The organism is Marinobacter sediminum, assembly GCF_016820575.1.
GTDB classification, from domain to species: Bacteria; Pseudomonadota; Gammaproteobacteria; order Pseudomonadales; family Oleiphilaceae; genus Marinobacter; species Marinobacter sediminum.
In genome coordinates, this window is sequence record NZ_JAEMQH010000001.1 from 1,159,375 (window position 1) to 1,185,661 (window position 26,287).

Sequence of the window (26,287 nt, forward strand, 5' to 3'; positions counted from 1 at the left end):
ATGCAACGGATTCCGACCTTATCCGTGCCAAACGCGCGGCGTTTGCTGGGCGCCGTGTTTGCCGGTCTCGTCGTGCTGGCGGGTTGGTCGGGTGGCTGGTTGGGCGGTCTGGTGGGGCTGGTGCTGGCTGGCATCGGCTGGGTTGTAGCCGCGCAGCTGCAACGAGCACCAGAGACGTCCTCTCCCCTGGAGCCATTACCGCAAGCATCATCGGTGCCCCACGATAGTGACATAACGAGCCGGTTGGCGAGTATTGAAGCCCTCGTGTCGACCTCGGTACCTCTGGTGAACAAGCAGGTTCAGGGTGGCCGCGAGGACATGGAGCGGGAAGTCCTCCGAATCGTTGAACAGTTCCAGGCGTTGAAAGGGCACCTGCAAAGGGTCATCACTGCGGTCTCTGATACCGAGGGAAAAGACGATCGGGACTTGCGGCGCATTGGCGGGGAGGTTGATCGGATCATTAATCTGACCGAAACCATCGTCTCGGATTCGGTGACGTCCCAGGAGAATACCCTGGCGCAGCTTCGCAACTTGAGTGATCAAGTCAATGACTTGGAAACGATGACCGACGACATCCGAAAAATCGCGGACCAGATTAACCTGTTGGCACTCAATGCCAGCATTGAGGCCGCCAGGGCCGGCGAGCATGGCAGGGGGTTCTCGGTGGTAGCCGATGAAGTTCGAAGTCTAGCGGCCTCCTCGTCAGACCGGGGCGAGGCAATTCGGGACAAAATCAGGGCCGTATCTGAGGCGATGGACGTTACATTGCAGCGGGTCAGTGAGAACACCGAGTCCTCCCAGAATAACCTGAGTGAGCATATCGGGACGATCAGTCAGACCCTCAACGCCATGAAATCGACGTTGATGTCTCTGGCAGAGGATACGGCCCAGCTGATTGGGGTTGGTGAGGATGCGCAAAACGAAATCAGTGCAGTCATTGTTGCCTTGCAGTTTCAGGATCGGGTGGGGCAGGTTCTGGAACACGTGATTGAAAATCTGACTGAGGTGGAACAGGCCATTTCCGCAGGAGCAGGCGGGCCGGGCTATCCAGCCATCGATGCAGAGGCGTTTCTGGACAACATGTACCGAACCTACACCACCGACGAGGAGCGCACCTCACACAAACGGATGCTCCATGAGCAGGAAGGCAAAGCGCCCAAATCGGACCCTTCGGCCGAGGATGATCTCACGTTTTTTTAATGGGGAGCCAGACCAGCATGAGTAAAGAAATTTTAGTGGTTGATGACAGTGCGTCGATTCGTCAGGTAGTCAGTATGACCCTGCAGGATGCTGGCTACCGGGTCACTGAGGCCAAGGACGGGGTGGATGCGCTGGGCAAGTTGAGGGGCCAGAAATTCAATCTGATCGTGAGCGACGTCAACATGCCCAACATGGACGGCATCTCGTTGTTGCGAGAGATCAAAAAGCTGGACTCCGCCAAATTCACCCCCGTGCTCATGCTAACGACCGAGTCGGAGGAATCGAAGAAAATGGAGGGTAAGCAGGCCGGTGCTAAAGCCTGGCTGGTTAAGCCTTTCAAACCCGCGCTGCTGTTGTCGGCGGTCGCCAAACTGATCTGAGAGTGGAGACGGTGCCATGGTAGATCCACTGGCGACCTTTAAAGAAGAAGCCCGGGAACATCTCGTTGCCCTCGAGGACGCGCTTCTCGAGTTGGATGAAAATCCAACCGATGAGGAGGTGATCAATACGGCGTTCCGGTCGATGCATACCATCAAGGGCGCGGCAGGGATGTTTGGTTACCAGGCTTTATCGGACTTCACCCACCACCTCGAAACTGTGTTCGACAAGTGCCGGAAAGGCGAACTGTTGGTGTCGCCGGGCTTAATCAGCACCATTCTCAAGGCTAAGGATTATATCCACAGCTTGCTGGCCGATCCGGATCCGGCCCCCGAACTGCTGGAACAAGGTAATCAGATTCTTCAGGAACTCCACGATCAGGTACCGGTTGGGGCCAGTGGCGAGCCCAGTGAGCAGCAAGTCACGCCCAAGTCCTCACCTGCATCGGTGAAAACCTACCGCCTCGCCATTCGTCCCCACGCCGGCACCTTCAAAGATGGCTTTGATCTGCTGCCGGTTTTGCGTGAACTGTCTGGGCTTGGCGAATTCAAGCTGAGCGCAAACACTGGTGGGTTGCCGGACTGGGAACACTTCGAGCCTGATCAGTGTTATCTCACCTTTCAGGCATTGTTGACGACCAAGGCTTCGGCGGACGACATCGACGACGTGTTCATTTTTGTGCAGGACGACTGGCAAGTAGAGCTGTCCGAGAGCTCGGTCGATGAAGACGCCATGCTGGGAGACATCCTGGTTGATCGCGGTGTTATCAAGCCTGAGCAGTTGCGGGAAACCCTGGAGGATAGGCCAAAATTAGGACAGATACTCCAGACCAAGGGCGTGGCAGAATCGGCAGAAGTTGAAAGGGCGTTGGCTGAACAGGAGCTGATGCGCGAGCCCACCAAGTCTAAGGAGGCTGAAGAGAGTATCAAGGTGGCCTCCAGCAAATTGGACGCCTTGATGGACCTGGTTGGCGAGCTTGTGATTGTGCAGGCTCGGATGGCGCAACTAGCGAAAGACAGGGATGACCCCGACATCGAAGTAGTGTCGGAGGAAATGGAACGCCTGACCACTTACCTGCGGGATCAAACTCTGGAGATCCGCATGGTGCCCATCGGTGTGACCTTTGGGCGCTACCGCCGACTGGTGCGGGATCTTTCCGTCGAACTCGGCAAACAAATCAAGTTAAACACCACCGGTGCCGACACAGAACTGGACAAGATGGTGATCGACCGTCTGGCTGATCCGATGCTTCATTTGATCCGCAACAGCATCGACCACGGCATCGAAGCCCCCGAAGAACGGGAAGCCGCGGGCAAGTCCCCGCATGGGACGGTGCATCTTTCGGCTGAGCACGACAAAGGGGCGGTTTTGATTCGGATTCGGGACGATGGTCGCGGCATTGATGCTGCCCGTGTGCGACGAAAGGCCGAAGAGCGGGGACTGCTGTCGGCCGGAGAAAAAATCCCGCGGGACGAACTGCTCCAGATGATTTTTCAGCCCGGCTTTTCCACCGCCGAGCAGGTGTCTGACATTTCCGGTCGAGGGGTCGGTATGGACGTGGTCAAACGTTCCATCGAAGCCTTGAGAGGTTCCGTCAGGATGCGCTCAGAGGAGGGCGAGGGCACCGAATTCGAGATCTCCCTGCCCATGACGCTTGCCATTATCGAGGGCTTGATGGTGGCGGTTGAAAAAGAGAAATACGTGATTCCGCTGGCGGTCGTGGAGGAGTGTATCGAGGTCAGCCAAGGTGGAGAAGAACAGCAGTCTGAGCATCTGATCAAGAATCGAGGCGCTCTGCTGCCGTTTGTTCGGTTGCGCGATCAGTTTGTTGTGGACGGCAACCGGCCAAACATCGAACAGGTGGTGGTGGTCAACACAAAGTCCGGTGCCTTTGGGGTTGCTGTCGATGAGGTCATCGGCCAGTACCAAACCGTGATCAAGAAACTTGGCAAGTTATACGAGCGAACAGAAGGCATTACAGGGGCAACCATTCTGGGGGATGGCGGGGTTGCATTGATTCTGGATACCGATCGTTTGGCTAGCAGTCTGAACCAGCACTCCGGATCTGAGGCACTCACCTAGTCAGAGGTGTAAGACAATGAAAAACATGAATCTTAGGGCGCTTTTTAACACCATCTTTGCAGCTTTGATAGTGGTGATCCTGGTCATCAGCGGTTTGGCCCTGATGAGGCTGGCGGGCATGAACGATAACCTGTCTGAAATGGCCAACGTCACGGCCGAGAAACTGCGACTGGGCATCATGATCCAGCGTCTGGTGAACAAGGTTGGGCTGGAAGAGAAGAACATCGTTTTGGCGAATACCCCCGAGTCCATGGATGAGTTCGCCGCGCAACTGGAGACGGCGGAATCGGAAATAGATACGCTCCGAACGCAGTTACGGGATTTGTCGACTCCCGAGCAGATCAGCAAACTGGATAATTTTGCCCAGCAGTTCGAGACCTATACGCGGTTATCCCGGGAGGTCCGACAGCTGTCGCGGTTGAACTCCAATAACCGTGCCTTCTCAGTATCCGTCGACGAGGCGCGCCCGTTGATGGATGCGCTGGAAATGCAGATTGAAAGGCTTGTTGAGTCCCTGGCCGCGGAGCTGGAACGGGCGATCGATCTGTCCAGGGCACAGGATCTAGGCGAGGCGCTCAGGCTGGTCAATCGGGTGAAGGCGGATGCCATCAAGCTGCAGCGGACCGAAAAGAATATCATTCTGGAGCGGGACGCGAGGACCATGGAAACTCTGGTCGCCAACTTCCAGTCCACGGCCGACGAGATCCATAAGGACACGGACCAGCTGCAGCGTAATTTCCGGCAGTATGCGAATGAGGTCAGCGACATTCGAACCACTCTCGACAACTATTTGCGCGCCGCAGAACAAGTGATTGGCCTGAGTCGGGAGAATGGCAACAAGCGGGCGTTCGATTTATCCACCGGCGATTCTTCTGCAGCCCGCAACCAGGCAATTGGCTATCTGGACAGCTTGGTAGAGGATTTGAACGGCATTATGACCGATCGTCGGCTGCAGGCTCAATCCACTTATGAAGGGACCCAGCTGACCATGATTGTGGTCGTGCTGGTTGCCATTGTTGCTGCCCTGGCGATGTTTGTACTGATCATGCGCCAGATCTCGGGAGCAGCCCGGCGGGCTTCGGAAGCCACCGAAAATGTCGCTTCTGGAAGTTTGCAGCTCAGTAGCACTGGCCAGCAGATTGCCCAGGGTGCGACCCAGCAGGCAGCGGCCCTGGAGGAAATTTCTTCGTCCATGGAAGAAATGACTGCCAACATTTCTCACAGCGCCGATAACGCTCAACAGACTGAGAAAATTGCCCGCCAGGCGGCAACCGACGCGAAAAACAGCGGTGAGGCGGTCAGTGAATCCGTTGAGGCGATGAAAGAAATCGCCGACAAGATCGGGATAATTGAGGAAATTTCCCGTCAAACCAATTTGTTGGCCTTGAACGCCGCCATTGAGGCGGCGCGCGCCGGGGAGCATGGTAAGGGATTCACCGTGGTGGCGGCCGAGGTCAGAAAGCTGGCGGAGCGTTCGCAGCGAGCGGCCACCGAGATCGTGGAAAGGTCAACGAGCAGCCTTCAGGTGTCCCAGCGCGCCGGTGAGATGCTTCGGGAGCTAGTGCCGAATATCCAGAAGACCTCCGAACTGGTGCAGGAGATAAGCGCGGCGGCGACCGAGCAGGATAAAGGTGCCAGCGAGATCAACCGAGCGCTGCAGGAGCTTGACCAGGTCGTCCAGCAATCGGCGGCCGCCGCGGAGGAAATGGCTGCGACTTCCAGCGATCTGGCACATCAATCCGACCAGATGCGCGAAAGTATCGCCTTCTTCAGTGGCGCCAAAGCGACCCAAAATGGGCCGGCCAGAGTTGGCGGCGCGACGGCGCACCAACAATCGCCTGTTGCCAGGACCAAGCCCAAAGCGCCGAAACCAGCCCCCACAAAGCCGGCCTCAGTCGGAGGCGGTATTGATCTGGATCTGGATGAGGACCACGAGGACGACTTCGTGAAGTATTGATCGGGGCGCGCGATGGGATCTTCGGTGGCTATCAATTCCCCGGTTGCCGGTGGGTTAACCGATAGGGAACACGCCAGAATCGCCGAGTACGTTGAGTCGCTGGCGGGAATTCAGCTGCCTGCGCACAAGCGTAGCTTGATCGAGACACGCTTGCGAAAACGGCAGAAGCATCTGGGTTTCGACACCCTGAGCCAGTATGTGGCTGCCGTGTTTGACAACCGGGACGATAACGAGCTGATCATGCTGGTTGATGCCCTGACCACCAACAAAACCGAGTTTTTTCGGGAGCCCATGCACTTTCAAGTGCTGGAGCAGGAAATCGTGGAGCGTATTCGAAAGGCGAACGGCGGCAACGTTCGGGTAAGGATCTGGAGTGCCGGTTGTTCGAGCGGTGAGGAGCCCTACACCCTCTCTCTGGTATGCAACGAAATCCAGGAGAAACACCCGAACTTCCAGTTCGATATTTTCGCGACCGATATTTCTGTAACGGTCCTGCGCACGGCGGCTCGGGGCGTTTATCCCGAAAACCGCATCGGTCCCATTTCGACGATGTTAAGGCGCAAATATCTGTACCGCAGCCGCGATCCGCGCAAGCGACTGGTGAAGATGGGGCCGGAGCTGCGTCGCCCCATCCGTTTTTCCTCACTCAACCTGATCTCGGACGACTTTCGGACCTTTAGAGACATCGACTTCCTGCTGTGTCGAAACGTGATGATCTATTTTTCCCTGGAGGACCGGAAACGCATCATCGATAAGTTTCATCGCTGTCTGACGTCAGACGGCCTGTTGTTTTTGGGACACTCGGAGACGTTGCCAGAGCGCACCAGTCAATTTCAGCACATGATGCCAACGGTCTATAGAAAACTCAGATGAGGTCGCCATGGACAAGATCCAGGTTATGATTGTGGATGACTCTGCGGTGGTCCGGAATACCCTGCAAGACATCGTAAGCGCGGCACCGGACATGGAGGTAGCGGCGGTCGCCCAGGACCCTTACGTGGCGGCAGAGAAGCTTCGTCGGGTGGTGCCGGACGTGATCATCCTGGATGTCGAGATGCCTCGAATGGATGGTATTACCTTCCTGAAAAAACTGATGAAACAGCATCCCATTCCCGTCATTGTTTGCTCCTCCCTGGTTCAGGAAGGCTCCCAGACCCTGATGAACGCTCTGGAAGCAGGCGCAGTGGACATCGTCACCAAACCTCAGCTGGGCACCAAGCAGTTTCTGGAGGAGTCGTCGGTGTTGCTCACTGACAGCATCCGGGCGGCTGCGGTGGCCAAACCCAGAGCCGTAACACCGCGGCCATCGTCGCAGGCAAGGCAAAAACTCACCGCCGACGCCATTTTGTCCAAGCCTAAGGTGACCAGGTCCGCCATGGCGGAAACCACCGAGAAGGTCATTGTGATTGGTGCCTCCACGGGCGGGACCGAAGCCATTCGTGCGGTGCTAGAGGTGATGCCGCTGGACTCGCCGGGGATTGTCATTGTGCAGCATATGCCGCCGGGTTTTACCCGTTCCTTTGCCGAGCGGCTCGACAGCCTCTGCGCGATCACAGTTAAAGAGGCGCGCAATGGCGACTATGTTTTGAGGGGCCAGGCGCTGATTGCTCCGGGCAATGCCCACATGCTGCTCAAGCGCAGTGGCCATCGTTACTACGTTGAGCTGAAAGAGGGGCCCCTGGTAAGCCGCCATCGGCCGTCGGTGGATGTGCTGTTTCGTTCAGCAGCCAAATACGCCGGCAAAAATATTGCTGCCGCCATACTGACTGGAATGGGAGCCGACGGTGCCGATGGCATGGTTGAACTGCGGCAGGCGGGCGCCTGGACCTGTGCTCAGGATGAAGCCACCAGTGTGGTTTATGGTATGCCCAAAGAAGCTGTGGCTCGTGGAGGAACCACCCGGGAATACCCGTTGGAAACTATCGCTGCCAACTTGCTGAAAGCTGCCAACTGATCATGCGGGAGTGACGATCATGCCCAGTGTTCTGGTGGCGAACCCGAAAGGGGGTGTTGGCAAAACCACCGTTGCGCTCAACCTGGCAGTTGCCCTGAAGCGCGGTGACCGGCCGGTTCGGCTTTGGGACGTTGATCCCCAGCAGTCGCTGTGGGACTGGGTTCAACGCCGCCCAAAATCATTGGCGCTCCTGCCTTGTAAGCGGGTCACGCAGTCCCAGATGCTCGCGCTTCCCGATGATCCTAAGGTGCTGGACATTTTCGATTTACCCTCCGGGTTTGCCGAAGAGGCTTTTCTTCAGTTCTGCCGGGCCCATCGAACCTTGGTTCTTATACCGACGTCAGTTTCACCCGTGGACATGGATGCCCTGACCCATCACTTATTCCGGTTGTTGCGTGGTGGTATTCAGGATTTGGGTGGGGTGTCCCTCGGGATGGTGATTAATCGAGCCCGCGTGCGTTTGAGGTTGCACCGGGAGGCAATGGCGTGGCTCTCAAAGCTCGCGATATCGCAAGTAGCAGAGCTGCGCGACACGGTGAATTACGCGCTGTCAGCGCGGGAAGGGCTGTCGGTGTTGGAGTTGCCCGAACGCTTTTCCAGTAAGGACCGCGTAGCCTGGCAGCAGTTGACCGCCTGGGTTGAGTCCGAACTGGCGGATGCGCCCGACTCGGCGGCGGTGACACATGGACGTTAGGCTAAACCCGAACAGTGTGTACTTTGACCGAGGGCAGGTCAGAATTCGAACCCTGCTGGGCTCCTGTGTGGCCGTTACCTTCTGGCACCCGGCCAAGCATTTTGGCTTCATGTGCCATTTTTCCGAGCCTTCGTCCACGCGCATCGGCTCCCGACCGAACACCATGGACAAGCTGGATCCAAGGTTCGGTGACGATTCGCTACAGCTGTTTCTGCGCATGGCCACAGCGGTGCATACCCGGCCCCGAGACTACGTGGTCAAGGTCTTTGGCGGCGGTAATATGTTTCACGATAAAACCCGAGTACATCAAAAGCGCAACAGCGCACGGATGGGAGAGCAGAACGCGGAGCAAGCCTTTCGCTTGTTATTAGCCCATGGTTTGGAGATCGAGGTCGCTGATGTCGGAGAGTTCGGCTACCGGGATATTATCTTTGATCTGAGCGACGGCTCGGTTCTGGTGAAATTGTCGGGCCGCTCCGTCCGCGCGAAACAAGTAACACGGAGCTTGGGCGAGCAGTTCAAAATTTGATCTAGATCCAGTGTGTCTGTTTAAAAAAAACGATAATGATCGCAGGTCAGGCGGCATCTGGAGAGCGTATGCGGAATATCCGAGTCGGACATAAGCTTGTTGCAGGCTGTCGCTGCGTGACCGCGCGCGCCATCTCTCTCATCGGCCTATGTGTCCTCGGTGTTGCACCGGCTGTTTCGGCAAATGACCAAGTACGGCTCCAGCTCCATTGGCACCACCAATTCCAATTCGCGGGTTACTATGCGGCCGAGGAGCTGGGTTTTTACGATGAGGCCGGGCTGGATGTTGAGATTGTGTCCGGCATCAGCGAGCCGTCAAACCGGTTTTTAGATCCGGTCGAAGAAGTGGTTTTCGAGCGGGCAGAGTTTGGCTCCTATCGTTCTGACGTGCTGTTGCATCACGCTAACGGGGTTCCGGTGAAAGTGATCGCTAATATTTTTCAGCGATCACCCGGCGTACTGATGACGACCGAAACCTCGGGATTGACCTCCCTCTCGGACATTGGCGACCGCCCCGTCAGTTTTTTTCTGCCCGACGTCGCCGGCGGTGACCGGGCAAATGCTGAGACACTGGCGCTGTTAACAGCTCTTGGCATCGATCTGTCGAGCCTCAACAACCATGCACCAGTGCCTGACCTTGCGCCTCTGGTTAACGGTGAGACTCAACTTCGGTACGACTACATCACGGCAGGCCCCTTCGACCTTGAGCAGCTTGGCGCGAAACCACGGTTGTTTCACCCGCAGGATTACGGCATCGATTTTTTTGGCGATTTGCTGTTCACCTCCGAAGCGCTGGCGCGGCGTAATCCGGGCTTGGTTGAGCGTTTCCGCGACGCTTCCATTCGCGGGTGGCGATACGCTTTCGACAATCCGGACCGCGTGATCCAGATTATCCTCGAAAAATACCCACCCCGGGGAACGCGAAACTCAGAGGCTTTCCTGCGTTACGAGGCCGAGCAGACCAGCGCTCTGATACTGCCGGAACTTGTACCGGTCGGGTACATCAATCGGGACCGGTGGGCCTATGTTGCCAGTCAGTACCAGTCTCTCGGCCTAATCGATGATTTTAATTTGGATGGGCTCTTGTACATCCCTCAATACCCTGCTCGCCTGTATTCAGCTCTCAAAATCGCATTGCCGGTGGCGCTCGTTGCGCTGATGTTACTGGTGGGCTGGGGGTGGCTGCAGCGCCGTCATCGCCAGCAGCTGCAGGCCGAAGTCAGACTGAGGGCGAAATCAGAAGAAGCGCTGGATAAGGCCATCGCTCACAGCATGATGGTATTGGCAGCCTCGGAGGAGGGCATCATAGGCCTGGATACTGAGGGGCACTTTGTCTTCCTTAATGACGTCGCCCTGGACTTGTTGGGGTTCGAACGGGAGCAACTTCTGGGACAGCCTGCTCACACGATCATTTGCCACCAAGATAGCAACGGAGCAAACCAGAAATGGGAAAACTCGTCTGTTTTCAAAACGCTGCAGACTGGCCAGATTAGTGAAGTAAGGGGAGAGTTGTTTATCACCTCGGACCGGACGCCGCTCTATGTTGACTTGGTGGCCAAACCTATTCGACAACGGGGGCAACTCAAAGGTGTGGTGGTGGCCTTCAATGACGTATCCCAGCGGGTGGAGAGCCAAAGTGCCATTGATTTGGCCACATCGATTCTGGAGGGCACCAAGGATTGTATGTTGATCGTCTCGCTGCGGGATGGCGTGGTCGATGCCAACGCGCTCCTGCAACAGGTCACCGGTTACACCCTTGCGGATTTGAAGGGGCGGTTCTTCGACGCCCTGCTGTCGCCGAAAAATGGCGCGGACCTGGCCAATCGACAGCTTGCGTCGGTGAGAGCACACGGGGAATGGGTGGGCGAGGCCTTTCTTCAAAGGGCTGATGGGAGCAGTTTCCCGGCCCAGATGAAGCTGCGGGCGGTGAACGACCAAAGTGGCGCTATCGATAAGATCGTGGTGTTGTTCGAGGACCTGACCAAGCTTAAAGCTGCAGAGCGATTAATCTGGCAACAGGCGAATTTTGACGAGCTGACCGGCTTGCCCAACCGGAACATGTTCACCGAACGCCTGCAACAGGCCATCGTGGTGGCGGAACGGGCTGGTTCACGGTTGGCTTTGTTGCTCATTGATTTGGACAACTTCAAGCAGATCAACGACGTTCTGGGTCATGCCAAGGGCGATGCCCTGCTGGTGGAGGCTGCATCACGACTGACAACAGCGGTACGCTCAAGTGATGTGGTTGCACGGCTAGGCGGTGACGAATTTGTGATTCTGCTGACCGACGCGGGCCATTACGAATACATTGATCGGGTCACCAGATCCATACTTTCCATGTTAGTTGGTGAGTATCAGCTGGGGCAGCGCCGGGCCTACATGTCTGCCAGTGCTGGCGTAACCTTATACCCCGACGATGGCGGTAGTGTCCAGGAACTGATGATGAACGCAGATCAGGCCATGTACCATGCCAAGGAGGAAGGGCGGAACTGTTTCCAGTATTACACCCTCGCTATGCAGCAAGCGTCCCAAAGGCATATGAACCTTACCATCGATCTGCGGCGCGCTCTTCAGGAACAGCAGCTTGCCGTTTATTTTCAGCCGATTGTTGACCTCAAAACCATGGAGATCGTCAAAGCGGAAGCATTGGTGCGCTGGCTGCACCCCGAGCTGGGTACGATAAGCCCCATGGAGTTCATTCCGGTCGCCGAAGAAACCGGGCTGATTATTCCGATTGGCGACTGGATAGCCAAGTATGCCATCGAGCGGGCCATGAAGTGGCGCCAGTTCAAGCCCGGTTTTCAGGTGAGTGTCAACACCTCGCCGGTGCAGTTCAGAAGCAAAAAGGAAATCCTCGGTTGGCTTGATAGCATTCGCCAGCAGTGGGAGAGTGTTGGGCTCCTGGCACTCGAAATCACCGAGAGTCTGTTGATGGAATCCGGTGCCACGGTGCAGAACTTTATCCACGGCCTGAGAGACCAGGGGGCTTCGGTCTCTATTGATGATTTTGGCACCGGCTATTCATCTTTGGCTTACCTGAAACGATTTGACATCGATTTCATAAAAATCGACCGCTCGTTCGTGATGAACCTGGAGGAGGATGGGAATGATCAGGTCATGTGCGAGGCGATGGTTATCATGGCGCACAAGCTAGGAATGAAAGTGGTGGCTGAAGGCGTGGAAACCCAAGCCCAGTTGGAGACTCTCAGAGAGGTGGGGTGTGACTACGTCCAGGGTTACTTGCTGAGCAAACCGCTGACTGTGGACGACTTTGAGGCCAGGTGGATACTTCCTGTTAAGGAGTCCTCCGGACCTGCCTAATAGATGATTCGGTGGTGTGGAGGATATGTTTGGATATAAAAAAGCCCCTGAAATCAGGGGCTTTTTTCTGGGTAGTTGGTGGAGACGGCGGGAATTGAACCCGCGTCCGCCAGTACTCAACCTTGAGAGTCTACATGCATAGCGTCCCTCTATTAATTTAACTTCAAGCGACCCGAAGGTCAGGGTGCAAGAAGCGATCTCTTTATATCTTAGCCGTTAACCAGTGAGCTCTGGGTAACGGAGCATCCCGTAAGCGATGACGTCCTGAGATGTAGCTCTGGGCTACGGGCGACCCAGTCAGGACGACTAGCAGCTTACGCTGCTAGTGCGTAGTTTTCGTCGTTTGCGACTATTGCGTTGCAGCTTTGGATTAACGAGATTGGCTGCCATCTCGACATGCACTCAAGGGTTCGCCACCAGCGTCGAAGCCATGTCGTCCCCTTACCAACAGTATATGTGTCCGGTTTGCCGTACTTCAAGGTTTGTTTCCTGGCATTGTTGATTTGAGGTAGGTATTTGTACTCACCCAGTCAGCTTGCTTTGCGTTCAATGGCGCCTCGTCGGCCTGCCAGGGCGATGTGGCTAAGGGCTTCAAAGCTTTCCTGGAAGTACGTCATGATTTCGTCCGGATCGGCGTGCACGTTTTTGTCCACGGTGATGCCGAATTGGACGGTTCCGGCGTAGCTGAAAATGCTCATGCCAATGCCAATGGAGCCGCTCTGGGGCACCCAAAACATGGGCTGGGTGACTTTGGCCCCGGCCAGGTACAGGGGCTCTTTCGGGCCGGGTACGTTGGTCAGTACGGCGGAGGCCTTGTTGCTTAGTAAGCCCAGGGCTCGGCGCTCCAAGGCGTCGGGGCCGCGGCCAAAAAGGTCGAGAAGGCTGTAGGTCACTTGCGCCTGGTAAGAGCGCTTCAGGCGGTTCATGTTTTCCTGCACCTGCCGGAAACACATGAACGGATCCTGAACCTCCACCGGCAGGTTCACCAGCACCAGGCCGAACTTGTTGCCGAGGATTTCAATCGGCTGATTCAGTGGTCGCAGGTTGAACGGTACGGCGACCCGCAGGCCGCACTCGGGTACCGCTTCGCGATGGGCGGCGAAGTGGCGCTGCAGGGCACCGGTTGCGGTACACATCAGGGTGTCGTTCACGGTGCCGCCAAGGGCCTTGGCGCAGGCTTTAACTGCGTCCAGATCCAGCGGTTTGGCCCAGGCGACGTGTTTGCGCCCGGACAGAGGGCGTTTCAATCCGGTCTCCGGCTCGAACGGCGCGAGCCCCAATTTGAGCAGATCGAAAGCGACACTGCTGGCAGTGGACGCCAGTTTGGCAGGGTAACTCGGATCTTCACGAACCGACTGGATAAACAGCTGGGTCTGATAGGTGGCGGCCTGAATGTTGTCCACGGCCCGGTGCAGGGTGCTTTGCAGCCATGACCGTTTGGGCGCAGGCCGGTTCGAGCTGACGGCCATTTTCAGCAGGACCGGTTCCGGGGTATTGTCGGTGAGCGACAGCATCACTCGCACCAGCGAAATGCCATCGGCAATGCAGTGATGGATGCGGATCAGCAACACGCTGCCGCCCTGGTAATTGTCGATGTAGTGCAACTGCCAGAGTGGCCGCCGGAAATCCAGCGCGGTGCTGTTCAGGTCGCCCACCAGTTTCTGCAGCTGGGCCTGGTCGGCCTTGCCGGGCAGGGCAACCGTGTGCAGGTGGTTGTCCAGATCAAAGGACGGGTCATCCTGCCAGTACGCGCGGTCGCCGGTGTCGACTATCCTCTGTCGAAACTGACGGAACCGGAGAAGCCGCTCTTCCAGCGTGCGCCTGAGATGATTCACTGAAATTGGCCGGTCCAGCACCAACAGGCTGCAGACCATCATTGGATTTTCAGGGCTGTCCATGCGCAGCCATGCGCGATCGACGGCCGCCATCGGGGTTCGGGTATTCGAGGAGGTGAGGGACATTTGCACTCCCTTTGCAAGGCCTCGGGAACCCCCGAGTATAGGCCTGATTAAAAACTGTGCAAAGAGAGTGCGAATGCGACATACCTGAGCTGCCATTTGAGGCAGGCATCAGGTATGGAGGGGGCTCGCTTGGCTGGGGCTTCAGGCGTTGGCGTCGCGCAGAATGCGTTGCTTCTGGCGGTTCCAGTCGCGTTCTTTCTCGGTCGCCCGCTTGTCGAACTGTTTCTTACCGGTCACCAGGGCAATCTCGCACTTCACCTTGTTCTTTTTCCAGTACAGGGCGAGCGGGATGCAGGTGCGGCCGGTCTGGTTAACTTTGCCGATGATCTTGGCAATTTCCTTGGCGTGCAGCAGCAGCTTACGGGTGCGGGTCGGATCGGCGACCACGTGCGTGGAGGCCGTGTTCAGCGGCATGATGTGAGACCCAAGCAACCAGGCCTCGCCATTTTTCAGCAACACATAAGCGTCCACCAGCTGTGCTTTGCCAGCACGCAGGGATTTCACCTCCCAACCCAGCAGGGACAGGCCGGCTTCGAAGCGTTCTTCAATGTGGTACTCGTGTTTCGCCTTTTTATTCAGGGCGATGGTACTGCTCGGCGTTCCGGGCTTTTTCTTGCTCATGAATCAGTTAATCCGGGGTCGGACGAATGAACGAATTGGCCGGCACGATCACCGGCAAAACGGCCATTGTAGCTCAGGACTGCCAGACCGGTCACGAAATGGCCGTGATCGGCTTCCTACGATCGTGCGTCGGCGAGTGGATCAGCTACAATGTCAGCCCAGAATCTAGCAGGGACTTGAATGCCTACGCCGTATCAGACACACATCGGGTCCTTTACCCGTAAATCGACGTTTTTCTGGGCCGCGTTGGGTGCCACTGTCGGGCTCGCCAACCTGTGGCAATTTCCCTATCTTGCCAGCCTGCACGGTGGCGGGCTCTTTATCCTTATCTACCTGGCTTGCCTGCTGCTGGTGACCTTGCCATTGATGGTCACGGAGGCGGCGTTGGGCCGACACTCCCGACATGGCCTGGTGCTGGCGCTCGACGGTTTTGTCCGCAGTGCCAAAGCGTCCAACGCCTGGCTCATCGTGGGCCGGTTGGGCATTCTGGCGGCGTTTCTGGTGTTGTCGTTCACTGCGGTATTCGGCTCCATTGCGCTGGCCTACGTGTTCTATGGGGCCATGGGGAAGTTCTCCAATATTGATCAGGCCGGGGCCACCCAGATTCTGGCAGGCCTGGTGTCCGATCCCCGGGAATACCGGGTGTTCATGGGCTGGCACGCGCTGTTCCTGGTGTTGGTGATCTGGGTTTCAATCCAGGGCGTGGTGAGCGGGCTCGAGCGCGCACTGCGGGTTGTAGTGCCGGGCTCCCTGTTGTTAATGATGTCGTTGTTTGCGCTGGCGGTCTGGCACGGTCGGATCGATGGTGCCATTGAGCACATTCTGGCCACCCATCCCGAAGATGTCAGTTTCGCGAGTGTGAAGGCGGCGCTGTTTCACGCCTTCTTTACTCTGGGCCTTGGTATGGGTGTGTGGGCGATCTTCGGTGCCTACACCGCACCGGGCACCCGCTTGAAACGTTCGATCCTGGCGGTGGTGCTCATGGATACCCTGGTGGCTATTGTTGCCGGTCTGATGATTTTCTCGGTGGCGACGGGCGGCACCAGCTTTGACGGTGAGCGCGGCTTTGGCCTGCTGTTCGTGACGCTGCCGGTGACCCTGGCGGAGTTCCCGATCAGTCAGTTCGTGATTGCCGTGGTCTTTCTGCTGACGGTCATGATTGTCTGGACCACCTCGCTGGCGTTGATGGAGCCGGTAGTGGGCTGGTTCCGGGAATGGACGGGCGCCCCCCGGGGCTGGTCTGCGCTGATTATTGGTCTTGCGGTCTGGTTCGCGGGGTTGGCGTCGTTGTTGTCGTTCAACGTTTGGGCCAGTGACCGGATGGCCGGTGCCACGGTGTTTCGCTGGTTGGAGCTGATTACCGGTGGTCTCCTGATTCCAGCTGTCGCCATCCTGGTGTCGGTGTTTACCGGGTGGCGCATCACCCGCAGTCTGTCGAACCAGATTCTGGGGCACGCGCCCAAGCTGTTTGCCGGGATCTGGTTCTGGGTGATGCGCCTGGTGCTGCCGGTGGTGGTGGCCTATATCGGCATTCAGTACACCGCTTTTTCACTGACTAATCTGTGTGAATCCGGCAGCGATGGCATCTGGTGTAGCCAGCCCGCCACTGTGCTGTTTGAGCCTGGTGAAGACTCTCTGCTGGAGGAATCCGCGCCTGCGCCAGAGCGTAGGCCCGATGAAGCGGGTGAGCAGACGGAAAAGGCCTTGCCTGCCGGTGACTCAGGCTCAGAGGAGCCAGCGGACGAAGCCGAATCCGGCGAAAATGCCCCCAAAGACGGCGAGATCCTTTATCATAGTGTCTGATCAATCGTAGCTGATCAGCCATGCGTATAATCTTTTGAATGTCTGCCAGCAGGACCGTCGGTTTCCATGCCCCATCAGATCGATAAAACAGCCCTTGTCATGCACTCCGCCGAGCGCATGTTCCATCTGGTAAACGATGTCGCCCGTTACCCGGAGTTTCTGCCGTGGTGTGCCAACACCGAGATTCATGAACAGAACGCCGACGAAATTACCGCGTCGATGGAGATTGCCAAGGGCGGTGTGCGCCACACTCTGACCACTCGCAATCAGTTGCAGCAACCTGAAGTTATTGAGATGAACCTGGTGGACGGTCCGTTCCGGAATCTGGCCGGTCGCTGGCATTTCAAACCGCTGAATGACAACGCCTGCAAAGTGATCTTGACGCTGGAATTCGAGTTCACGGGTTCGCTGTCGCGCATGGCGTTTGGCACGGTGTTCAGTCAGGCGGCCACGACTATGGTGGATGCTTTCTGCAAGCGGGCCGACCAGCTGTATCAAGGGGCGACGTAATGCCCCGTGTGGAAGTGGCTTATGCTCGTCCGGATCGGCAGGAAATTGTGCCAGTGACGGTGCCGCAGGGCACTACTGCACTCGAGGCGGTGAAGCTGTCCGGCATTGTTGCGATCTTCCCGGAAATCGACCCCGATGGCATCGACATGGGTATCTTCGGCAAGGTGATCAAGGATCCGTCCGCACATCCTTTGCGGGAAGGTGATCGGGTTGAGCTCTATCGCCCGCTCCAGATCGACCCCAAGCAGGCACGTCTGAACCGGGCCAAGAAGAAAGGCTGAGCGTCGTGGCTCAGTAGGCGGGTGTTTCTTCCAGCAGCTGGGCTTCGTAGTGGGAAAACTGGTCGTCGTTGTAGTACACGATGATGCGCTGTTCCTTGATGTCACCGCCGCGACGCTGGAAGGTATACACGTAATATTCCCGGGATGAATCAATCGGATTCAGCATCAAGGGAGTTCCCATCACTGCATGCACCTGGCTGCGAGGCATGCCCGCGGTCAATGCCGTCAGCTCCTCATCGGTCACAATGTTGCCTTGCTGGACGTTGATTTTATACACGCCAGGAAAGGCGCAACCGGCCATAATGAGAGTGAGAATCAGAGCTGTGAGCTTTTGCATCGCGGGGGGAAATCCTCTATCTTAAAATCGCCCGCCTGAGGCGGGTGTGGCACGGGGTAACCGTTTCAAGGCGGCTTCATCATACCGGAAGCCGAGAGACACACCAAAGAGTGAATCGTAACATGTCATCTGAAAACACCGAATTACGCAAAGTCGGTCTGAAAGTTACTCTGCCGAGAGTGAAAATCTTCAATATTCTGGAAACTTCCGAAGAGCATCACCTCAGTGCCGAGGACGTGTACAAAAAACTGCTGGAGCAGGGCGATGACGTGGGCCTGGCGACGGTCTACCGGGTGCTGACGCAGTTCGAAGCGGCGGGCCTGGTTTTGCGCCACAACTTTGAAGGTGGTCACGCGGTGTTCGAGATGGCTGGCGACGACCATCACGATCACATGGTCTGCACCCAGACTGGCCAAGTCATCGAGTTCGTTGACGATATCATCGAAGAGCGTCAGCAGAAAATCGCGAAGGAGCATGGCTTCGAGATCGTCGACCACAGCCTGATCCTGTACGTAAAGCCGATTAAGTCGTAAGCAAAAAAAGGGGCGGGTTTTAGCCCGCCCCAAACAGCTCTCAGGATCGAGAGGGGGTAGTGTGTCTGGTGACCTAGTGGTGGGTTGCCTGTCCCTTGGAAAACATCTCCCGGGCATGCGCAATGGTGTGCTCAGTCATATCGACCCCGCCCAGCATTCTCGCCACTTCATCAATTCTGCCCTGATCATCCAGCGTCTCGATTTTCGAGAAGGTTGCGTCCCGCTCAGTGAACTTGCTGACAAACAGGTGTTGGTGACATTGCGCCGCCACTTGCGGCAAGTGAGTCACGCACAGGACCTGGCCATTTTCGCCCAGTGCGCGCAGCAGCCGGCCAACCACTTCGGCGGTACCGCCGCCAATACCCACGTCCACTTCGTCAAACACCAGAGTTGGTGTGGTGGAGGTCTGCGCAACGACCACCTGAATGGCCAGGCTGATGCGTGACAGTTCGCCACCGGATGCCACCTTGGCCAGCGAGCGTGCTGGTTGGCCGGGGTTGGCGCTGACTAGAAACTCAATGTCCTGCTGGCCGTGAGGCGCGGGTTCGTCCCCTTTGTTGCGGCTCAGGTGGGTGACAAACTGCATGTTGGGCATGCTCAACTGTGCCAGTTCCCCGGCAATGCGCTGATCCAGTTCCACGGCGGCGCGTTCGCGAGCGTCGGTCAGTTTGCTGGCCAGTTCGTCAAAGGTGGCGCGCTGGCTGTCCAGCTCCGCTTCCAGTTGTTCCAGGCTGCCGGCGCCGCCGTCCAGTTCGGCCAGTTCCGCGCTCAGACGTTGGTGCAGTTCAGGCAGCTCCTCAGGGCCGATTCGGTGCTTGCGGGCCATCTGGTAGATGGCACTGAGTCGTTCTTCAACCTCGGCAAGCCGGGCCGGATCCGCTTCGTAATCGTCAACGAAGCGGCGCAGGTTATCGCCGGCTTCGCTGATCTGGATCTGGGCCTCGCTCAGCATTTGCAGGGTGTCGGCCAGTGCCGGCACTTCCACTGGCAGTTGCTCGAGCTGCTGCAGGGCCTGGCGTACCAATCCGGCTGCGCTGGTTTCCTCTTCGGTACACAACAGGGCGGCCTGGTGGCTGCTGTGCAGCACGGCGTCGGCCTGGCTCAGTTGCGCCTGCTCTTCTTCCAGCCGTTCCTGTTCGCCGTCTTCCAGGGCCAGTCGGTCCAGTTCTTCAACCTGGTAGCGCAATAGCTGCAGCTTGGCTTCGGTTTCGTCCGCATTTTGCTGGCGTTCGGTGAGGCGCTGTCGGGTCTGGTTCCAGGCCTTGAAGGCGGCGTGGGTGTCGGCGGCCAGCGGTTCCACGCCAGCAAATTCGTCCAGCAGTTTGCGGTGGGTTTCCTTGCGCAGTAGTGACTGGTGCTGGTGCTGGCTGTGGATATCCATCAACACGCCGCCCAGGTCTTTCAGGTGTGCAAGCGGGCAGGGCTGGCCATTGATGTAAGCCCGCGAGCGGCCGTCTTTGCTAATCACGCGGCGCAGGATGCAGTCGTTGTCGTCATCGAGTTCGTGAGAGCTCAGCCACTCCGCGGCTTCCGGGATATTAGCTACGTCAAAGGTGGCGGTGATGTCTGCACGCTTGGCGCCATGGCGTACGGCGCCGGCGTCTGCTCGGCCGCCCATTGCCAACCCAAGGGCATCCAGAACGATGGATTTGCCAGCGCCGGTTTCACCGGTCAGTGCTGTCATACCCTTGCTGAACTGGAGTTCGACCCGTTCGGCAATGGCGTAATTGGAAACTGTCAGCTGTGTGAGCATGCAGGTAACCTCCGCGTCCTTCGAAATGCTGGCATGGCCCGGCCCGATCTTGGGCGCCTGCCGACCACTGTTGGTATATACAGTGCCTGTGAATATATACAGGCTTTTTGCTGTTTGCAAACTGTGTAGCTCCGAAAATCTTTCGGATTGAATGGCGGGGTGGTTGAAACCTGAGAGTGGGGCCCCATATCCGATCGCATCTATATTTTTCCGGCTCGCTGCGGTCGGAAGCCATGTTCAATTGGCCGTCCCGTGATCGGCCACCGGATAGCTAGCAGGAGAACTCATGAGCAACGACGAGAACCGCAACGAACAGGTCGAAGACGAACTGAAGGAAGCAACTGAAGCTGCGGCCGAAGAAGCACAGGCCGAAAGCGAGGTTGTAGATGGTGAAGAGTCTGAAGTGGACGCATTGAGAGCCCAGGTCAAGGAAGCGCAAGAGCAGATGCTGCGCTCCCAGGCCGAGATGCAGAATGTGCGTCGTCGGGCCGAAATCGACGTCGAAAAGGCTCACAAGTTCGCCCTTGAGAAGTTCGTGAAAGAGCTGCTGCCTGTTGCCGATAGCCTTGAGAAGGCGGTTGAGAGTACCGAGGGTAGCGAGGATGCCGGTGAGCTGGTTGCGTCCATTCGAGAAGGCGTTGAGATGACCCTCAACCTGTTTATGAACAGCCTTGGCAAGTTCAACGTTGAGCAGCTTAACCCGGTCGGTGAGCCGTTCGATCCACAGCAGCACGAAGCCATGTCCATGGTGCCGTCGCCGGACGCTGAGCCGAACAGCATCGTAGCCGTGGTACAGAAGGGCTATCTGTTGAATGGTCGTGTTGTCCGTCCGGCCATGGTGGTCGTTGCCAAGGCAGAAGACGCACCAAAAATTGATGAGCAGGCTTGAAAAGCTGATTAAAGCGCCAATATAGCCAGTAAATGGTCGAAGCCGGAGTGATTTCTCCGGGAAAGCATTCAGAAGAATTGGAGTGATTCAATGAGCAAGATTATTGGTATCGATCTGGGAACCACAAACTCCTGCGTGGCCATCATGGATGGTGACAAGGTAAAGGTCATTGAAAACGCGGAGGGTGATCGCACTACACCTTCGATCATCGCCTACACCGACGATGGTGAAACCCTGGTAGGTCAGTCTGCCAAGCGTCAGGCCGTGACCAACCCGCACAACACCCTGTACGCCATCAAGCGTCTGATCGGTCGTCGTTTTGAAGACGACGTGGTTCAGAAAGACATCAAGATGGTGCCGTACAAGATTGCCAAGGCCGACAACGGCGATGCTTGGGTTGAGGTGAAGGGCGAGAAGATGGCCCCGCCGCAGGTTTCTGCAGAAGTTCTGAAGAAGATGAAGAAGACTGCAGAAGATTACCTGGGCGAGAAAGTAACCGAAGCGGTTATCACCGTGCCGGCTTACTTCAACGACAGCCAGCGTCAGGCCACTAAAGACGCCGGTAAGATTGCTGGTCTGGAAGTGAAGCGGATCATCAACGAGCCGACCGCAGCAGCCCTGGCCTATGGCCTGGACAAGAAGAGCGGCGATCGCACCGTGGCAGTCTACGACCTGGGCGGCGGTACCTTCGACCTGTCCATCATTGAAATTGCGGATGTGGATGGCGAGCACCAGTTCGAAGTACTGGCCACCAACGGCGACACCTTCCTGGGTGGTGAAGACTTCGATATGAAAATCATCGAATACCTCGCCGACCAGTTCAAGAAGGACAGCGGTATCGACCTGCGTGGCGATTCCCTGGCGATGCAGCGTCTGAAGGAAGCTGGTGAAAAGGCCAAGATCGAGCTGTCCAGCAGCCAGCAGACCGACGTGAATCTGCCGTACGTGACTGCTGATGCCAGCGGCCCGAAGCACATGAACGTCAAGCTGACTCGCGCCAAGCTTGAGTCGCTGGTAGAGGACCTGGTTCAGCGCAGCCTGGAGCCGTGTAAAGTCGCTCTGCAGGATGCGGGCATGAAGGCCGGTGAAATCGACGAGGTTATCCTGGTCGGTGGTCAGACCCGTATGCCGTTGGTTCAGGAAAAGGTTAAAGAGTTCTTTGGCAAAGAAGCTCGCAAAGACGTTAACCCGGACGAAGCCGTTGCCATGGGTGCTGCTATCCAGGCCGCCGTTCTGTCTGGCGACGTGAAAGACGTGCTGCTGCTGGACGTAACTCCGCTGACCCTGGGTATCGAGACCATGGGTGGCGTAGCTACTCCGCTGATCGACAAGAACACCACGATCCCGACCAAGAAGTCGCAGACGTTCTCCACTGCGGATGACAACCAGACAGCGGTAACCATCCACGTGGTTCAGGGTGAGCGTAAGCAAGCCGCCCAGAACAAGTCGCTGGGCCGTTTCGATCTGGCCGACATTCCGCCGGCAGCGCGCGGTGTGCCGCAGATCGAAGTCACCTTCGACATCGATGCCAACGGCATCCTGAACGTGTCGGCGAAAGACAAGGCGACTGGCAAAGAGCAGTCCATCGTGATCAAGGCCTCTTCTGGTCTGAACGACGATGAGATCGAGAAGATGGTGCAGGACGCCGAGGCCAACGCCGAGGAAGATCGCAAGTTCGAAGAGCTGGTGCAAACCCGTAACCAGGGCGATGCCATGGTGCACGCGGTTCGTAAGACTCTGACTGAAGCTGGTGACAAGGTCAGCGACAGCGAGAAAGAGTCTATCGAAGCGTCCATCAAAGAGCTGGAAGAAGCCCTGACCGGGTCCGACAAGGATGACATCGAAGCCAAGACCCAGAAGCTGACCGAAGTCTCTTCTGAGCTGGCTCAGAAGATGTACGCGGATCAGGCAGAGCAGGCCGAAGGGCAGGAACAAGCCCAAGGTCAGCAGTCTGACGACGCCGTTGATGCCGAGTTTGAAGAAGTCAAAGACGACGACAAGCGGTAAATCTGACGTACATCAGGCAGTTGGAAAACGCGGGGGAGTCCCCCGCGTTTTCCGCGTTTAAAAAACAGGGTTTTAAAGCATGGCCAAGCGCGATTATTACGAGATTCTCGGTATTTCCCGGGATGCGGACGAGAAGGAAGTCAAGCGAGCTTACCGCAAGCTCGCGATGAAATATCACCCCGACCGTAACCCGGACGACACCGACGCCGAGAACAAGTTCAAAGAGGCCAGCGAAGCGTATGAGATTCTGGCCGACGACTCGAAACGTGCCGCCTACGACCAGTTCGGTCACGCCGGCGTTGATGGCCAGGCCGGTGGCGGCTTCGGCGGCGGTGGAGGCTCCAGCTTCTCCGACATCTTCGGGGATGTGTTCGGTGACATCTTTGGTGGCGGCGGTGGTCGTGGCCGGACCTCTCGTGGTGCAGATCTGCGTTACACGCTGGAGCTGGACCTGGAAGAGGCTGTTCGCGGCAAGACCGTAGAGATCAAGATCCCGGGTCATCGCGAGTGCGATACCTGCGACGGCAGTGGTGCGGAAAAAGGCTCGACGCCGGAAGCCTGTGGTACCTGTAAGGGTATGGGGCAGGTGCGTATGCAGCAGGGTTTCTTCACTGTGCAGCAGGCCTGTCCGACGTGCCGCGGCTCTGGCCAGATCATCAAGAATCCGTGCAAATCCTGTCACGGGCAGGGTCGGGTTCAGGAAGAAAAGACGCTGTCGGTGAAAGTGCCGCCGGGTGTTGATACCGGTGACCGTATCCGGTTGTCAGGCGAAGGCGAAATGGGCATGGACGGTGGTCCTCCGGGCGACCTGTACGTGCAGATCGCCGTGCGTGAGCATTCGATCTTTACCCGTGATGGTCGCAACCTCTATTGCGAGGTTCCCATCAGCATCGTGGATGCTGCCCTTGGTGGTGAGTTGGAAGTGCCGACGCTGGATGGTCGGGTCAAGCTGAAGATTCCGGCAGAAACCCAGACCGGCAAGCTGTTCCGTTTGCGCAACAAGGGTGTGAGCCCGGTGCGCGGTGGTCCGTCCGGTGATCTTCTGTGCCGGGTGATGGTCGAAACGCCGGTCAATCTGACCAAGCGTCAGAAGGATCTGCTCGAGGAGTTCCAGCAAACACTGGACGGCGGCGACGGCAATCAGCATGCTCCGAAGAAGACCTCCTGGTTCGAAGGTGTGAAGAGCTTCTTCGACGAGATGAAATTCTGACGGCGGATTAAAAGGGAAGTGTGATCATGAGGGTAGCAATCATCGGCGCCGCCGGGCGCATGGGTAAGGTGTTGATCGAAGCCGTAGACGGTACCGAGGGACTGGAACTGGGTGCGGCGGTGGTCGAGCCAGGCAGCAGTCTGGTAGGCGCCGATGCCGGTGAGCTTTCGGGTGTTGGCAAGACCGGAGTCCGGTTGGCCGGGTCCCTGGAAGACGTGAAGGCGGATTTCGATGTGCTCATCGATTTCACCTTCCCGGATCTGACTTTGGCCAACGCCGAGTTCTGCAAGGCCAATGGCAAGATGCTGGTGGTCGGTACCACTGGGTTGTCAGAGGCTGAAAAGCAGCAGCTGGCACTGGCCGCTGAGTCGGCGCCGGTGGTGTTTGCCCCCAACATGAGTGTTGGCGTCAACGTGGTGCTTAACCTGCTCCAGACTGCGGCGGCAACCCTGGGCGACGACTACGATGTCGAAATCATCGAGGCCCATCACCGCCATAAGAAAGATGCTCCCTCGGGTACCGCGCTGCGCATGGGCGAAGTGGTTGCCGATGCGCTCGGGCGCGATCTGAAGGAGTGCGCCGTGTACGGTCGAGAAGGCTTTACCGGTGAGCGTACCCGAAAGGAAATCGGCTTCGAGACCATCCGCGCCGGCGATGTGGTGGGTGATCACACTGTGTTGTTCGCCACAGAGGGCGAGCGCATTGAGGTGACTCACAAGGCCAGTAGCCGGATGACCTTTGCCAAGGGCGCCATGCGTGCAGCACTGTGGTTGGCGGACAAGCCGGCCGGCCTGTACGACATGCAGGACGTGCTGTCACTGAAGTAAGCGTGAAGGCTGGGCCTGGCATTTGAGCTGGCCGGTGATTTTACATGGACAGAAAGCCGCACTTTTTTTACAATAAGGCGGTTTAACTGCACCAAGCGTGGTTTTAAAAATGCCCGGAGCGCCTAAGTCGTTCCCGGACAACAAAAAGCGGGACGGAGTTTTGACTCCCTCTCGCTTTTTTGCGACCTGAATTTGCGCTTGCGTTCCTGTTCGTGACGAACCGATACGCCACTCGATGAGGATACAAGCCTTGAGCACACCCGCAATCCTAGCACTCGCAGACGGAAGCCTTTTCTATGGCACTGCCATTGGCGCTGATGGAGAAACCAGCGGTGAGGTAGTGTTCAACACCGCCATGACCGGCTACCAGGAAATCCTGACCGATCCATCCTACTCCCGCCAGATCGTAACCCTGACCTATCCGCACATCGGCAACACTGGTGTGAATGAAGAGGATGTGGAATCCGACCGGGTTCAGGCTGCTGGCCTGATCATTCGCGATCTTCCGCTGATGGCCAGTAACTGGCGCAGCACCGGCAGCCTGGATGAATACCTCCGAGCCAACAACATTGTCGGCATTGCCGACATCGATACCCGACGCCTGACCCGCATTCTCCGGGACAAGGGTTCCCAGAATGGCGCTGTGGTTGCCGGTGCCGGTGCCAGCGCCGAACGCGCGCTGGAACTCGCCAAGGCATTCCCGGGGCTGAAGGGTATGGACCTGGCCAAGGAAGTTACCTCAGAGAAAATCTGGAACTGGACGCAGAGCGAATGGACGCTGGATAACGGCTACGGTGAGCGCGGCGAAGCCCGGTTCAAAGTCGTGGCCTACGATTACGGTGTTAAGTTCAACATCCTGCGCATGCTCGCTTCCCGCGGTTGCGATATCACGGTGGTTCCGGCCCAGACGCCGGCAGCAGACGTGCTGGCGATGAACCCTGACGGCGTTTTCCTGTCCAATGGCCCCGGCGACCCCGAGCCTTGCGATTACGCCATCAAGGCCATTCAGGAAGTGCTGGAAACTGAGATTCCGGTGTTCGGTATCTGCCTCGGGCACCAGTTGCTGGCCCTGGCGAGTGGCGCCAAGTCCATGAAGATGGGGCACGGCCACCACGGAGCCAACCATCCGGTGCAGAACACCGAGGACGGCACCGTAATGATCACCAGCCAGAACCACGGCTTTGCGGTGGACGAGAGTTCCTTGCCGGCTACTCTGACGGCAACCCACAAATCCCTGTTCGACGGCACCTTGCAGGGAATCCGGCGTACCGACAAGGCGGCGTTCAGTTTCCAGGGTCATCCGGAAGCCAGTCCCGGTCCTCACGACGTGGCGCCGCTGTTTGACGAGTTTATCCGGCTGATGGAAGCCCGGACTGCCTGAGGGTAGGTTCCCGGGCCCCGGGTCCGGGACAACACGCGCCGCCATTAGTGCTGCAAGAAT

At 57.5% G+C, this 26,287-nt stretch carries 22 protein-coding genes and 1 other RNA gene; 18 read left to right on the forward strand and 5 right to left on the reverse strand.

Annotated features, from left to right (window positions below):
* The 9 genes from FGO67_RS05145 to FGO67_RS05185 all read left to right on the forward strand — a co-directional run bounded on the left by FGO67_RS05145 (position 1) and on the right by FGO67_RS05185 (position 12,114).
* The gene (locus FGO67_RS05145; RefSeq protein ID WP_203299613.1) at positions 1–1,200 is read left to right on the forward strand and encodes a methyl-accepting chemotaxis protein; all 1,200 of its coding nucleotides are present in this window, start codon (positions 1–3) and stop codon (positions 1,198–1,200) included.
* A 17-nt stretch (positions 1,201–1,217) separates the two neighbouring features.
* Positions 1,218–1,580, forward strand: a complete 363-nt coding sequence (locus tag FGO67_RS05150) for a response regulator (protein ID WP_203299614.1) — start codon at positions 1,218–1,220, stop codon at positions 1,578–1,580.
* A gap of 16 nt (positions 1,581–1,596) precedes the next feature.
* Complete coding sequence (locus FGO67_RS05155; protein ID WP_203299615.1) at positions 1,597–3,660, forward strand: chemotaxis protein CheA; 2,064 nt, start codon at positions 1,597–1,599, stop codon at positions 3,658–3,660.
* A 16-nt stretch (positions 3,661–3,676) separates the two neighbouring features.
* Positions 3,677–5,617: a HAMP domain-containing methyl-accepting chemotaxis protein gene (locus FGO67_RS05160; protein ID WP_203299616.1), complete on the forward strand. Its 1,941-nt coding sequence runs from the start codon at positions 3,677–3,679 to the stop codon at positions 5,615–5,617.
* Between the two features lie 24 nt (positions 5,618–5,641).
* Entirely contained in the window at positions 5,642–6,490 is an 849-nt protein-coding gene (locus tag FGO67_RS05165) for a CheR family methyltransferase (RefSeq protein ID WP_203299617.1), read from the forward strand.
* A 7-nt stretch (positions 6,491–6,497) separates the two neighbouring features.
* Positions 6,498–7,571 carry a protein-glutamate methylesterase/protein-glutamine glutaminase gene (locus tag FGO67_RS05170; RefSeq protein WP_203299618.1) on the forward strand — a complete coding sequence of 358 codons (1,074 nt, stop codon included), beginning with the start codon at positions 6,498–6,500 and terminating at the stop codon, positions 7,569–7,571.
* Between the two features lie 19 nt (positions 7,572–7,590).
* Entirely contained in the window at positions 7,591–8,265 is a 675-nt protein-coding gene (locus FGO67_RS05175) for a ParA family protein (protein ID WP_203299619.1), read from the forward strand.
* Positions 8,255–8,794: a hypothetical protein gene (locus FGO67_RS05180; RefSeq protein WP_203299620.1), complete on the forward strand. Its 540-nt coding sequence runs from the start codon at positions 8,255–8,257 to the stop codon at positions 8,792–8,794. Before FGO67_RS05175 ends, FGO67_RS05180 begins: the two co-directional genes overlap by 11 nt.
* Positions 8,795–8,862: 68 nt before the next feature.
* On the forward strand, positions 8,863–12,114 hold the full coding sequence (locus FGO67_RS05185) for an EAL domain-containing protein (protein WP_203299621.1): 3,252 nt from the start codon (positions 8,863–8,865) through the stop codon (positions 12,112–12,114).
* 76 nt (positions 12,115–12,190) lie between these two features.
* On the opposite strand, the gene ssrA is transcribed toward FGO67_RS05185, so the two are convergent.
* The 3 genes from ssrA to smpB form a co-directional block, all read right to left on the reverse strand.
* Positions 12,191–12,555: a transfer-messenger RNA gene (gene ssrA, locus FGO67_RS05190) on the reverse strand.
* An 89-nt stretch (positions 12,556–12,644) separates the two neighbouring features.
* Positions 12,645–14,075 (reverse strand): WS/DGAT/MGAT family O-acyltransferase, encoded by a 1,431-nt coding sequence (locus FGO67_RS05195; protein ID WP_203299622.1) that lies wholly within the window; start codon positions 14,073–14,075, stop codon positions 12,645–12,647.
* Between the two features lie 141 nt (positions 14,076–14,216).
* Positions 14,217–14,696: an SsrA-binding protein SmpB gene (gene smpB, locus FGO67_RS05200; protein ID WP_041339082.1), complete on the reverse strand. Its 480-nt coding sequence runs from the start codon at positions 14,694–14,696 to the stop codon at positions 14,217–14,219.
* A gap of 180 nt (positions 14,697–14,876) precedes the next feature.
* On the opposite strand from smpB, the gene FGO67_RS05205 reads away from it, so the two are divergent.
* The 3 genes from FGO67_RS05205 (at position 14,877) to FGO67_RS05215 (ending at position 17,290) form a co-directional block, all read left to right on the forward strand.
* Positions 14,877–16,499: a sodium-dependent transporter gene (locus FGO67_RS05205; RefSeq protein WP_203299623.1), complete on the forward strand. Its 1,623-nt coding sequence runs from the start codon at positions 14,877–14,879 to the stop codon at positions 16,497–16,499.
* Between the two features lie 66 nt (positions 16,500–16,565).
* On the forward strand, positions 16,566–17,009 hold the full coding sequence (locus FGO67_RS05210; RefSeq protein ID WP_203299624.1) for a type II toxin-antitoxin system RatA family toxin: 444 nt from the start codon (positions 16,566–16,568) through the stop codon (positions 17,007–17,009).
* Positions 17,009–17,290: an RnfH family protein gene (locus tag FGO67_RS05215; protein WP_203299625.1), complete on the forward strand. Its 282-nt coding sequence runs from the start codon at positions 17,009–17,011 to the stop codon at positions 17,288–17,290. Before FGO67_RS05210 ends, FGO67_RS05215 begins: the two co-directional genes overlap by 1 nt.
* A 10-nt stretch (positions 17,291–17,300) precedes the next feature.
* On the opposite strand, the gene FGO67_RS05220 is transcribed toward FGO67_RS05215, so the two are convergent.
* Positions 17,301–17,627 (reverse strand): outer membrane protein assembly factor BamE, encoded by a 327-nt coding sequence (locus FGO67_RS05220; RefSeq protein WP_203299626.1) that lies wholly within the window; start codon positions 17,625–17,627, stop codon positions 17,301–17,303.
* Positions 17,628–17,749: 122 nt separating this feature from the next.
* On the opposite strand from FGO67_RS05220, the gene fur reads away from it, so the two are divergent.
* Positions 17,750–18,160, forward strand: a complete 411-nt coding sequence (gene fur / locus FGO67_RS05225; protein ID WP_203299627.1) for a ferric iron uptake transcriptional regulator — start codon at positions 17,750–17,752, stop codon at positions 18,158–18,160.
* Between the two features lie 73 nt (positions 18,161–18,233).
* Here the strand turns inward: fur and recN are convergent, their stop codons facing one another.
* Positions 18,234–19,913 (reverse strand): DNA repair protein RecN, encoded by a 1,680-nt coding sequence (recN, locus tag FGO67_RS05230; RefSeq protein WP_203299628.1) that lies wholly within the window; start codon positions 19,911–19,913, stop codon positions 18,234–18,236.
* Between the two features lie 286 nt (positions 19,914–20,199).
* On the opposite strand from recN, the gene grpE reads away from it, so the two are divergent.
* The 5 genes from grpE to carA all read left to right on the forward strand — a co-directional run bounded on the left by grpE (position 20,200) and on the right by carA (position 26,227).
* Positions 20,200–20,802, forward strand: coding sequence for a nucleotide exchange factor GrpE (grpE, locus tag FGO67_RS05235; protein ID WP_203299629.1), 603 nt, complete (start codon positions 20,200–20,202; stop codon positions 20,800–20,802).
* Positions 20,803–20,892: 90 nt separating this feature from the next.
* Entirely contained in the window at positions 20,893–22,809 is a 1,917-nt protein-coding gene (gene dnaK, locus FGO67_RS05240) for a molecular chaperone DnaK (protein WP_203299630.1), read from the forward strand.
* Between the two features lie 79 nt (positions 22,810–22,888).
* The gene (gene dnaJ, locus FGO67_RS05245) at positions 22,889–24,019 is read left to right on the forward strand and encodes a molecular chaperone DnaJ (RefSeq protein WP_203299631.1); all 1,131 of its coding nucleotides are present in this window, start codon (positions 22,889–22,891) and stop codon (positions 24,017–24,019) included.
* Between the two features lie 26 nt (positions 24,020–24,045).
* Entirely contained in the window at positions 24,046–24,846 is an 801-nt protein-coding gene (gene dapB, locus FGO67_RS05250) for a 4-hydroxy-tetrahydrodipicolinate reductase (protein WP_203299632.1), read from the forward strand.
* Positions 24,847–25,096: 250 nt separating this feature from the next.
* Positions 25,097–26,227, forward strand: a complete 1,131-nt coding sequence (carA, locus tag FGO67_RS05255) for a glutamine-hydrolyzing carbamoyl-phosphate synthase small subunit (RefSeq protein ID WP_203299633.1) — start codon at positions 25,097–25,099, stop codon at positions 26,225–26,227.
* Positions 26,228–26,287 lie beyond the last annotated feature (60 nt).